The 11,470-nt window shown below is 67.1% G+C and carries 9 protein-coding genes; 6 read left to right on the top strand and 3 right to left on the bottom strand.

Annotated features, from left to right (window positions below):
* The first annotated feature begins 20 nt into the window (after positions 1 to 20).
* The gene (locus tag JZ791_RS31235; RefSeq protein WP_438804574.1) at positions 21 to 818 is read left to right on the top strand and encodes a sulfite exporter TauE/SafE family protein; all 798 of its coding nucleotides are present in this window, start codon (positions 21 to 23) and stop codon (positions 816 to 818) included.
* A gap of 17 nt (positions 819 to 835) precedes the next feature.
* Here the strand turns inward: JZ791_RS31235 and JZ791_RS31230 are convergent, their stop codons facing one another.
* Positions 836 to 1,609, bottom strand: coding sequence for a S1 family peptidase (locus JZ791_RS31230; RefSeq protein ID WP_308163180.1), 774 nt, complete (start codon positions 1,607 to 1,609; stop codon positions 836 to 838).
* Between the two features lie 241 nt (positions 1,610 to 1,850).
* Here JZ791_RS31230 and JZ791_RS31225 point away from each other — a divergent pair, with 241 nt between their 5' ends.
* The gene (locus tag JZ791_RS31225; protein WP_216899281.1) at positions 1,851 to 2,342 is read left to right on the top strand and encodes a pyridoxamine 5'-phosphate oxidase family protein; all 492 of its coding nucleotides are present in this window, start codon (positions 1,851 to 1,853) and stop codon (positions 2,340 to 2,342) included.
* 138 nt (positions 2,343 to 2,480) lie between these two features.
* Here JZ791_RS31225 and JZ791_RS31220 read toward each other — a convergent pair whose 3' ends face one another.
* Entirely contained in the window at positions 2,481 to 3,329 is an 849-nt protein-coding gene (locus tag JZ791_RS31220) for an Rv1486c family protein (protein ID WP_216899279.1), read from the bottom strand.
* 167 nt (positions 3,330 to 3,496) lie between these two features.
* Between JZ791_RS31220 and JZ791_RS31215 the strand changes: the two genes are divergently transcribed.
* The 4 genes from JZ791_RS31215 to JZ791_RS31200 all read left to right on the top strand — a co-directional run bounded on the left by JZ791_RS31215 (position 3,497) and on the right by JZ791_RS31200 (position 9,643).
* Positions 3,497 to 4,198 (top strand): helix-turn-helix transcriptional regulator, encoded by a 702-nt coding sequence (locus JZ791_RS31215; protein WP_216899278.1) that lies wholly within the window; start codon positions 3,497 to 3,499, stop codon positions 4,196 to 4,198.
* A 111-nt stretch (positions 4,199 to 4,309) separates the two neighbouring features.
* The gene (locus JZ791_RS31210; RefSeq protein ID WP_216899276.1) at positions 4,310 to 4,684 is read left to right on the top strand and encodes a VOC family protein; all 375 of its coding nucleotides are present in this window, start codon (positions 4,310 to 4,312) and stop codon (positions 4,682 to 4,684) included.
* A 147-nt stretch (positions 4,685 to 4,831) separates the two neighbouring features.
* Positions 4,832 to 5,245, top strand: a complete 414-nt coding sequence (locus tag JZ791_RS31205; protein WP_216899274.1) for a response regulator — start codon at positions 4,832 to 4,834, stop codon at positions 5,243 to 5,245.
* Between the two features lie 48 nt (positions 5,246 to 5,293).
* Entirely contained in the window at positions 5,294 to 9,643 is a 4,350-nt protein-coding gene (locus JZ791_RS31200) for a HAMP domain-containing protein (RefSeq protein ID WP_216899272.1), read from the top strand.
* 254 nt (positions 9,644 to 9,897) lie between these two features.
* Here the strand turns inward: JZ791_RS31200 and JZ791_RS31195 are convergent, their stop codons facing one another.
* Entirely contained in the window at positions 9,898 to 11,343 is a 1,446-nt protein-coding gene (locus JZ791_RS31195; RefSeq protein WP_216899270.1) for an esterase/lipase family protein, read from the bottom strand.
* Positions 11,344 to 11,470 lie beyond the last annotated feature (127 nt).

Genomic DNA, 11,470 nt, shown 5'->3' with positions numbered 1-11,470 from the left:
AGANGTGTATAAGAGACAGGGTGGTGAGTGTGCTGGTCAGTCTCGCGTCGTTGGTGTCGTTTCCGGCGCTGTTGGCGCTGGGGCTGTCGCCGGTCGGGGCGAATGTGACCAACACGGTGGCGTTGGTGTTCACCGGGGTCGGTGCGACGGCCGGATCTCGGGGGGAGTTGGCGGGTATCGGGCGGATCGTGCTGCGGCTGAGTGTGCTCGCCCTGGTCGGAGGGTCGGTTGGGGCTACTCTGCTACTGCTCGCGCCTGCCTCGACCTTTCAGATGGTGGTGCCGTTTCTAATCGGTGGTGCGTCGCTGTTTCTGCTGTTGCAGCCGCGGCTGGCCAGGCGATGGTATGCGAACGACCTTGCCGCACAGGGGATTGTCTCGGGTGACATTCTCGAGGGGGTGGAGTCGGTATCGGGCACGCCGAACGGTGTCGGTACCATTGGGAATGGCGCCGGCGCGGAATCGAGGCGACGTCGCCTGCTGCTGGTGCTCCTGTTCGGAGCATTCGTCTACAGCGGGTATTTCGGTGCGGCGGGCGGCATTCTGATCATGGCGACTCTGGCGGCGATGTTTCCCGGGTGGACGTCGCGGCGCGCGAACGCCGCGAAGAACGTCGTGGCCATGTGCGCGAACGGCGCCGCGACACTGCAATTCGCTGTGTTCGGCCCGGTGCACTGGGCCTTCGTGCTGCCACTCGGACTGGGATTCCTGCTCGGCGGATGGGTGGGACCGATTCTGGCGCGGCGACTTCCGGACAATGCGTTGCGTGTGGCGGCCGCGACCTGCGGCGTCGCGTTCGCGGTGAAACTCGCGCTCTAGTCTCAGGGGACCTGATCTCAGAAGTTCAGCGCCGGGATGCGTGCGTACACGCCCGGGAACCCGGGTTCCGCCGCGCCCTTGGCCCACGAGGTGATTCCGACGACCTTGCCGTGCACCAGAAGCGGTCCGCCGCTGTCGAAATCACCGGTATCAGCGGTGGGTGAGCCCGCGCAGAACGCCTCGGACGGATCGAATTGAGCACCGTAGGCGGCGGCGCAGGTGGCGTCGGGAACCAGCGGGACCTGCGCCTGACGCAGGCGGGCGTTCGAATCGTCGGCCTCGGAGGTCGCGCCCCAGCCGACCACCGTGCCCGAATCGCCGTGCGGCGCGCCGATTTCGACGGTGGGCAGCCGGACGGGGGTGTCCAGGACCAAGACCGCGACATCGTGGTGCAGGCTCACGTCGCTGTCGAAGACGCCGAGGCGGAACAGCGGGTCGATGCGGATCTGCTTGACGCCCACGGTGAGTCCGTCGGTGTGTGTCAGGTCGGTGCGGCCGAAGGTGACCGCCAGCGCGGCCGGGACCGGCCCGGCGAAGGCCGCGCAGTGCGCGGCGGTGAGCACCCTGTCGGGGGCGATGAGCACACCCCCGCAGAACTGCCCGCTGGGCCGCACAGGAAAGGCGGGCGAACCGATCGCTGCGAGCCACGGATAGATCGACGCCGAGATATCGTGTCCGCCGACAACCGCCGAGGCGGGAGCCGTGGCGCCCGCTCCGAGCCCGAGTGTCGTGAGCGCCAGGACCGCCGCGAGATTCGCGACGCCACGCACGGCTCTACCGACAGGTCGCACAGCTTCCACCTCGAATCGCCCATGAGACACGAACTCGGTCATTCAATCAGACCGCCTCGTCGCTCGCTCCCGCGCGCTGGAGTCCGCACCCGTTGAAGCGTGTCGGCTCCGCGTATTCGACAGTGATTCGACTCCCGCGAGTACTGCTCAACGGGCGGATCGACCGACCGCGAGCGGGCTGTGCGCGCGGACACGCCCGGCAGCGGCGAAATCTGTCGGTGGCCGGGCGTACGGTTCCGGCATGACCACCTGGACCGAATTCGCCGAGGCGGCCCCGCGCATCTCGGCCATCTTCCTGCGCCGTCACGCCGCGGCGAACAGTTTGTGCATGCTCGCGACCACCCGATCGGACGGCTACCCGCGGATCAGCCCCCTCGAACCGCGCGTGTTCGAGGGTGAGTTGTGGCTGGTGGGTATGCAGGGGACGACGAAATTCCTGGATCTGCAACGTGATCCACGATTCTGCCTGCACACCGCCACGGCAGACGCGCAGGTGAGCGAGGGTGACGCCAAACTGTTCGGCGTCGTGCGCGACGTTCACGATGCCGAGCTGCAACGGCGCTGGGCCGAATCACTGTACGAGGACACGGGATTCGATCTGCGCGGGGAGCACTTCGATCCCTTTTTCGCAGCCGAGATCACCGGCGCGTCGTCCGTGGAGGTGACCGGCGATCATCTGGAGATCGCCATCTGGAAGCCGGGCGATCCCGAGCGGGTTGTCATGAAGCACTGAGCGCGTCGTTCGATGCGTGCCTCGTGCCGTGGGTCGCCGGTGTCGGCACTGCCGCAGTTATTTCCGTCGCGGCGAATCGGCCGGATGCGTTTACGGCATGCGCCGTGCACCACGGCTCCGCGGGGATTGTTAGCGTGCTCAGCCGATGGCGTGCACCGCGGCGAGGCGCGCGGCCCTGATGGCGTCCCAGAGCGGACGCAGCAGCGTCTCGTGCTCGGCCATGGCGCTGGCCGAGGTGGGCGAGGAGGCAGGTTCGTGTTGCGCCACCGTGAGGATCGCCGCCACGTGGTCCGCCGTGTCCAGGATGCGCCGGGCGCGCAGGGGTATCGAGTCCGGATATTCGTGGCGGGAGTATTCGGCGAGTTCGTCCTCGATCTGCTCGCGCGGGTCGCCGTTGCCGGAGTTCACTCCGGTGGTGTGCAGGCGCATCAGCGCGTCCGCCGCGTCGCGCACCGCCTGACGCATCGCGTACTCGGCCTCGCCCAGTGGCATATCCGCGTCGGAGACGGACGGTATCGGGATGTGGTACACGGTCCACTGCAATGTGTCCTGGGTCACCCATTGCGGTACCAGGCCCACACCGTCGACGCCGGGCGTGCCCACCAGGATGCCCTCCTCCGCCTCCATCGCGGTCGCCGAGAATTCGGTACCGGCCGGCAATCCGCGCACATCACCGGGCACCGGCAGCACCAGCCGCAGCCGGGAGGCATCGGCGGTGCGCGCGTCGGCGCGGTCCGGTCCGTTTCGGCCCGCGGCGCTGGTCTCGCGAATCAGTTTGAGCAGCAGCATGATTCCCGCGCCCCCGGAGTCCAGCGATTCGCCGCCCGGCCAGGGCAGTCCGGTGTGCCCCCCGGTGACCGGGTCACCCGCCGCGACGAGCTGACGCGGCGCCCACGCGCGCAGCGCGTCCAGCACGTCGTCGGGGGCGCTGCGACCGGTCAGCCAGGCACCGGCCCACAGGGTCAGCGTGGCGCTGGGAGAACACATATTTCGAGCATAACTGTGCCGTTGCGGCGGGGCTGCGCATGCCCGTCGGCTGATCCGGGACGGCGGGAGGTCCGCACGCGGGTCCGCGGGTTCGTGTGCCGGATCTGTCGGTGCGGGTCGTTACGCTGCCAGCCGTCCGGCGCGGAAGCGGGTGAGAAGGGGTGGCCATGAATCGAACGGATCGGCTGTATGCGCTCGTCGAGGACCTGCGGGCGGTGGCGCCGCGCCGCCGGACCGCCCGCGAGCTGGCGGCGCGGCACGAGGTCAGCGTGCGGACCATCGAACGGGATATCGCGGCGTTGCAACAGTCCGGCGTGCCGATCCACGCCGATGCCGGGCGTACCGGCGGATACGCGATCGATCGGCGAATGACGCTGCCGCCGTTGAACTTCACCCCCGCCGAGGCGGTGGCGGTCGGAATAGCGCTGCGGCGCATGCGCGGAACGCCGTTCGACGCCGCCGGTGCGGGTGCGCTGGGCAAGATCATGTCGGCCATGTCGGACGAATCGGCCGGCGCGGCGCGGGATCTGGCCGAGCGGGTGCGGCTCGTGGAACCGGCCGATCAACTGCCGCCGGCCGAGCACGCGGCACTGATTCAGCAGGCCGTGGTGCGTGGACGGGTCATCGAGATGTCCTATATCGACCGGTTCGGCATCGTGACGGATCGCAGGGTGGAGCCGCTGCTGCTCATGTGCGGTATCGAGGGGTGGTACCTGGTCGGCTGGTGCCGGCTACGCGAGGGTAACCGGGTATTCCGGCTGGACCGGATCGCCGCCGCCGAACTGGCCGAACCTGTCGTCGTGTCCCGGACCCTGGGGGAGATCGCGGATCTGCCGCCCGAGCGGCTGATCCAGCCGGTCCGTCTGTGAGTGGAATCTCCTGAAAGTCCGGTGGAAACACCGACACAGGGTTGTCGCGAGGGCGGCCGAAACTCATGGGGCGAGGTCATCCGGACCACGCGGACACTCGAGGAGTTCAGCATGATTCCCGCACACGACACGGTTGCCTGGTTCCAGGTGGGCAGCTCGGATCCCGCTGCGGCCCAGCGCTTCTACGGCACCCTGTTCGGCTGGACGTTCCGGGCAGATCCGGGCAGCGGCGAGGGATACGACCTGGCCACCTATTCGCAGCAGCAGATCCCCAGCGGCGGCGTCGCCCGGCTCGACGGCGACGATGTCGGCTACGCGTCGTTCTGCGTCCAGGTCGCCGATGTGGCGCAGACGTGCACCCGCGCGCTGGAGCTGGGCGGCAAGATCCTGCGCCCTGCGGCCACCACACCGAACGGTTTGGTCTCCGCCCATCTACTCGACGCCGATGGCAACCGATTCGTCGTTTTCACTCCCGCACCGCGATGAGGCGCTAGCGACCGGTCGGCGGTGTCGCCCGAATATTGCCGACCGGTCGGTACTGCCGAACGGAGTGTGGAAGCATGTGTAGTCGGCTTGCTCGTTGATTGATCGAAGGTTCGGGCAATCGCGTGGCAGCGGAATAGACTGGCGCTCATGTCGGCTGACATCGCGGACGGCCGCACCAGGCTCTTACTGGCAGAGGACCACCCGATGGTGGTGGTGGCCCTGACTTCTGCATTCGAATTGGTCGATGACATCGAGGTCGTCGCGACGAGTGGATCCATCGCCGAGACGCTCGGCGCTGCCGAGCGTGTGAGGCCCGATCTCATCCTGCTGGACCGTCGGCTGCCCGACGGTAACGGCATCGATGCCATCGAACGATTGCTCCAGGTGTCCCCGAAGGTCAGAATCCTGGTCTTCACCGGGGATGCGGATCGGTCCATGCGCGATCAGGTGATCGAGGCAGGTGGCGCTGGGCTGGTCCTCAAGACGGGCCTGTTCGACGACCTGGTCGACATTATTCGGCAGGTCGCAGCGGGCGAGGACTATTTCGATCCGACCATGTGACGATACCGACCGGCCGCAGACGGTATGCGCGAGAAAGCGGGTATTCCAATGGCCAGTGGCACCGCGACAGTAGATCGCGTCAGTAACAGCGACGAGCGCCTGCAACCGCTGCTGGAGGGGCTGAAGGCAGTGCGTGACGGCGACTTCCGCCGGTACCTGCGTGAGGTCGGCGATCCGGTCCTCGACGAGATCTCCGTGGTGTTCAACGGCATGGTCGACCAGTTGGCGCTGTTCACCACCGAGGTCACCCGCGTCGCCCGGGAGGTCGGCACCGAGGGCAAGCTGGGCGGTCAGGCGGCCGTGCCCGGGGTCTCGGGCAGCTGGAAGGATCTGACCGACTCGGTCAACGCCATGGCCGACAACCTCACCTGGCAGGTGCGCGATATCGCCGGTGTCGCCACCGCCGTGGCGAAAGGCGACCTGTCCCAGAAGATCACCGTCGACGTCAAGGGTGAGCTGCTGGAGCTGAAGAACACCATCAACACGATGGTCGACCAGCTGTCCTCGTTCGCCGACGAGGTGACGCGCGTGGCGCGCGAGGTCGGCAGTGAGGGCCGTCTGGGCGGTCAGGCGGCGGTTCCGGGGGTGTCGGGCACGTGGCGCGACCTCACCGAATCGGTGAACATCATGGCCGGAAACCTGACCGCGCAGGTCCGTTCGATCGCCGAGGTCACGACAGCGGTGGCGAAAGGTGATCTGTCGCAGAAGATCACCGTCGATGCCCGGGGTGAGATCCTCGAACTGAAGAGCACCATCAATACGATGGTCGACACGCTGTCGTCGTTCGCCGACGAGGTCACGCGTGTGGCGCGCGAGGTCGGCACCGAGGGCCGGCTGGGCGGCCAAGCCCAGGTGGTCGGCGTCTCGGGCACATGGAAGGGCCTGACCGAGTCGGTGAATTTCATGGCCGGAAACCTGACCGACCAGGTTCGCTCGATCGCCGAGGTCGCCACAGCGGTGGCGAAAGGTGATCTGTCGCAGAAGATCACCGTCGATGCCCGGGGTGAGATTCTCGAGCTGAAGAACACGATCAATACGATGGTCGACACGCTGTCGTCGTTCGCCGACGAGGTCACGCGTGTGGCGCGCGAGGTCGGCACGGATGGCAGGCTGGGCGGCCAGGCCGATGTGAAGGGTGTATCGGGTACCTGGAAGGGTCTGACGGAGTCGGTCAACGTGATGGCCGACAATCTGACCGCCCAGGTGCGGTCCATCGCCGAGGTCACCACCGCCGTGGCCCGGGGCGATCTGTCGCAGAAGATCCGGGTCGACGCCCGCGGTGAGATCCTGGAGCTCAAGGAGACCATCAATACGATGGTCGATACGTTGTCCTCGTTCGCCGACGAGGTGACCCGCGTCGCCCGCGATGTCGGTACCCAGGGCCGCCTGGGCGGTCAGGCGGATGTGAAGGGTGTGTCGGGTACCTGGAAGGGTCTGACGGAGTCGGTCAACGTGATGGCCGACAATCTGACCGATCAGGTGCGGTCCATCGCCCAGGTCGCGACCGCCGTCGCGAAGGGGGATCTGTCGCAGAAGATCACCGTCGAGGCGAAGGGTGAGGTCGCCGCGCTGGCGCACACGATCAATACGATGGTCGACACGCTGTCCGCGTTCGCCGACGAGGTCACCCGTGTGGCGCGCGAGGTCGGCACCGAGGGCATGCTGGGCGGGCAGGCCCGCGTGCCGAACGTCTCGGGCACCTGGAAGGGCCTGACCGACAACGTGAACTCGATGGCCGGCAACCTCACCAACCAGGTGCGGTCCATCGCGCAGGTCACCACCGCGGTGGCGCGCGGTGATCTGTCCCAGAAGATCGACGTCGACGCCCGCGGTGAGATCCTCGAGCTCAAGACCACCATCAACACCATGGTCGACACGCTGTCCTCCTTCGCCGCCGAGGTCACCCGCGTGGCGCGGGAGGTCGGCAAGGAAGGCCAGCTGGGCGGTCAGGCCGAGGTCGAGGGCGTGTCCGGCACGTGGAAACGTCTGACAGAGAACGTGAACGAACTCGCGGGCAACCTGACCAGGCAGGTTCGCGCGATCGCCGAGGTAACGGGCGCGGTGGCCACGGGTGATCTGACCCGTTCGATCTCGGTCGAGGCCAAGGGCGAGGTGGCCGAGCTGAAGAACAACATCAACGCGATGGTGCAGTCGCTGCGCGAGACCACCCGCGCCAACGAGGAGCAGGCCTGGCTCAACACCAATCTCGCCCGGATCTCCGGCCGTCTGCAGGGTCACCGCGATCTCAGCGCGGTCGCCCAGCTGATCATGAATCAGGTCACCCCGCTGGTCGGCGCCCAGTACGGCACGTTCTTCTTCATGGAAACCGACGACGACCGCCCGGCTCTGCGCCTGATCGCCGGGTACGGGCGCAACGAGGACGGCACCGTCTTCTATCTTGGGCAGTCGCTGGTCGGCCAGGTCGCACAGTCGAGGAAGCCGATCGTGATCGATCGGACGCCACCGGACTACATCCAGATCTCCTCGGGCCTGGGGTCCGGGCGTCCGGCCAGCGTGATCGTGCTGCCGATCGTGTTCGAGGATCAGGTGCTCGGCGTGATGGAAGTGGCCTCGTTCACCCGGTTCACCGTCGTACAGCGCGACTTCCTGGAACAGCTGATGGAGACCATCGGCGTGAACGTCAACACGATCATGGCCAATGCCCGCACCGACACCCTGCTCGGGGAGTCCCAGCGCCTGGCCGGGCAGTTGCAGCAGTCCAACGCCGATCTCGAGGAAAAGGCCGCGCTGCTCGAACGGCAGAACCGCGATATCGAAATGAAGAATTTCGAGATCGAGCAGGCCCGGCAGGAAATCGAGGAACGCGCGCAGCAGATCGCGCTGGCCTCGAAGTACAAGTCCGAATTCCTGGCGAATATGTCGCACGAGCTGCGCACGCCGCTGACCAGCCTGCTCATCCTGGCCGGTGTGCTGGGGCAGAACGCCTCGGGCAACCTGACCGATAAGCAGGTCGAATTCGCCAAGGTGATCCAGTCGGCGGGCAAGGATCTGCAGCAGCTCATCGACGACATCCTGGATCTGTCCAAGGTCGAGGCCGGAAAGATGGACATCCGCACCGAACCGGTGCCGACCCGCCAACTGCTCGACTACGTGCAGACCACCTTCCGCCCGCTGACCACGCAGAAGGGTTTGCAGTTCGACATCGTTGTCGCCCCCGACGCGCCCGCCCAGTTGGAGACCGACGAACAGCGGCTGCGACAGGTCCTGCGCAACCTGCTGTCCAATGCGGTGAAGTTCACCGAGGCGGGCACGGTGAGCCTGGCCGTCCGGCGGGAGGACGATCGCATCGCATTCGTGGTGAGCGACACCGGGATCGGCATCGCCGAGCAGAATCTGGAGACCATCTTCGCCGCGTTCCAGCAGGCCGACGGCACCACCAGCCGCCGCTACGGCGGCACCGGCCTGGGCTTGTCGATCAGCAGGCAGGTGGCGAATCTGCTGGGCGGGGAGATCAGCGCCGAGAGTCAGATCGGGGTGGGCAGCACGTTCACGCTGCATCTGCCGCTGGCCCCGCAGCCCGAGATCGTCGCGGCCTTCAAAACGCAGCCGGAGTCGCCCGTCCGCAAGGTTCTGGTTATCGAGGATCCGGTCGAACGGCAGTTGACCCGCCTGGTGGCGACGGTGGTCGCCCAGCTCGCCGACACCACCGGGCCGGTGCGCCTCGAATCCGTCGGTAATTCCGAGCAGGCGCTCGCGGTGGCGGCCGGGTGTCAGTGCGTTCTTGTCGATATCAGCCTGCCGGAGGTGTGCACACCCGAATACCTCGACGGTCTGCGGTCGGCGATGCCGTCGAAAAGCGCTGTGGTCCTGGGCTATCCGGTCGGTACGCCGGAGCCCGACCGGTTCCGGGCGACCGACGCGACCGTGCGCAACCATCAGATCGAGCTGTTCGCCACGGCCGACGAGGTCCGCGAACGATTCATCCTGCAACTGACGCATCCACATTCCACCGAACTGGACAAGCCCGGCCGCCCGAAACAGTATTCCGGCCTGCAAGGCCGCAAGGTCCTGCTGGTCGACGACGACACCCGCAACGTCCTGGCCCTGGCCGGAATGCTCGAACTCAACGGTATGGCCGTGGACCACGCACCCAACGGCCGCAAGGGAATCGAGGCTCTCCAGGCCGACCCGGACGTCGACGTCATCCTGATGGACGTGATGATGCCCGAAATGGACGGCTACGCCACCACCGCCGCCATCCGCAAGATGCCCCGCTTCGACCGCCTCCCCATCATCATGGTCACCGCCAAGGCCATGGCCGACGACCGCGACAAGAGCCTCGCCTCCGGTGCCAGCGACTACATCACCAAACCAGTAGACGCCGACGATCTCCTGGCCTGCATAGGCCGCTGGCTGGGGGTGCCCACCGACGAATGAGCGCCGCGCCGGTCAGAGCCGTGTAGTCACCAGCTCCGCTGTGAGCTTCGCGAGGCGGCGAGCGTCGTTCGGGCCGAGTGTGGGCAGCGACAGACCGAGGGACGCCCCCGGTCGACGGCGCTGAGTGGCGCCAGCGGGCGGATGATCGACGAAGCCGTGTAGCGGGCGAATGGATGCGTTCACCGGCCGTGCGGTGACACACAGCGGCAACCTGACGGACCTGGGTTGATGACTGCGATCACCCCGCCGCGAAATCAGGCGTCGACTCGATCGGGCGCGAGGAATAGCTGTGTGACGGGAGAGGTTCCGCTACCCGCGACGGTGGCGCGGTAGAGCCCCGGGGCGTGCACGGTGACCGGTGCGACGATACGGCCCTCCCGGAATTCGAGGCGGGGACGGGAGATCGGCTCGTTGTCCGCGACGTCGGTGATGGTGACGCGGGCGTCGACAGGGCTGTCGATCCCGAGGATGTCGATCGTGAACTCCTGTCCGGGCCGCACGAGGTCGGGCGAGTGCATTCCCAGGTCGGCCTCACCGAGGCGAGGGCCCGTGTCGCGGTGCAGCAGCCGGTCGAGCACGAAAGCGATGGCTTCGTCGGTCTGGGCCAGGGGGCCGTGCTGCTGGGGGAGTGGGACGGTTTCTCGATGATGGTGTGGCACAGCCGAATTTCGCGGGACGGTACCGTCGCCACGGCCCGGAAGGCGGAGAAGTGTGCTGTCGGGCCGGGTCGACAGCGCGCCGTCGGCGTCGACCTCGAAGGTGTGGTACAGCGGCTCGGCCTGGCCGGCGTCGATGGACAGGCTGCATACGGTCGGCTGGGCGACGCCGATCAGTGGCCGATGCGACGCGATGGCGACCGCGGCGAGCGTGTCCTTGTGCTCGAACGCGTCCCGGGCGAGATCCGTTCTACCGCCGATATTTCCGATGTCGGCGGCGGTGAGTCGACGTACGACGTCACCATCGTCGACGCAGCGATAGGTGGGCAACAGGTCGTACAGTCCCGGCATCGTCGCGGCCACCGCCCGCAATCCGCGCGCCGGTACAGGAGCGCCGGACCCGCTGGCGATCGTCAACACCACCTTCGGGGCGCCCTCGAAGGGGGTGCCCAGGGTGACGACGTTCGCGACGTTCTCCATCGCCCCCGGGATGGCGGCGAGCGAGTGGCACAGCAGTCCGCCCATCGAATGCGCCACCAAATGAATCCGGGCCCGCGGCCGGTCGGACGCCGCGCGCCATCGGGCCAGATGCGCGTCGATCGCCTCGGCGAGCAGAACGGCATTGTGACGTACCGGAAGCCGCCAGTCATAACCGAATTCGAGGACGGCCGCGGGATCCCGGACGGTTTCGCGAAGTCGGCGCACCAATTTCGTATAGGGCTCGATACCCGCGAGAAACGGCGCGAACGCCGGAACGCGCAGCAACCGAGCGGGTTTCACGCTGTTGCGTTCCGGGTCGAACGCCAGCGGCGCCAGGCCGCCGACGGGCGCCGACCACATCCGCGCCAGCAATCCGGGATGCAGGCCCCAGATGAGCTTGCCTGTGGCGGTATCGACCAGCTCCGTACCCATGATCCCGGGTATCACCACCACCGCGTCATCGGTGATCGGATTCGAAATGCCCGATACCCGTGCCGATGTCGCCCGCGCGACGGAATGCTCCGGCATCGGCCCGGCTTCGGGGAACTCCCACTCTGTCACCATCTCGCCATCATCACGCACGCACCCGCGAATCGCCCGCCCACCCGGCGATGACGCGAGCGTTGCGGTACTAATCTGGTCACACGTGCAGGTTCGCGACTGGAGTGTGGCTTCAGGAGGGGGTGCCCTG

This window comes from Nocardia alni (assembly GCF_019038435.1).
In the GTDB taxonomy this organism is placed as follows: domain Bacteria; phylum Actinomycetota; class Actinomycetes; order Mycobacteriales; family Mycobacteriaceae; genus Nocardia; species Nocardia alni.
The sequence above is the reverse complement of the archived record's forward strand: the minus strand, read 5'-3'. Positions and strand labels throughout refer to the sequence as shown.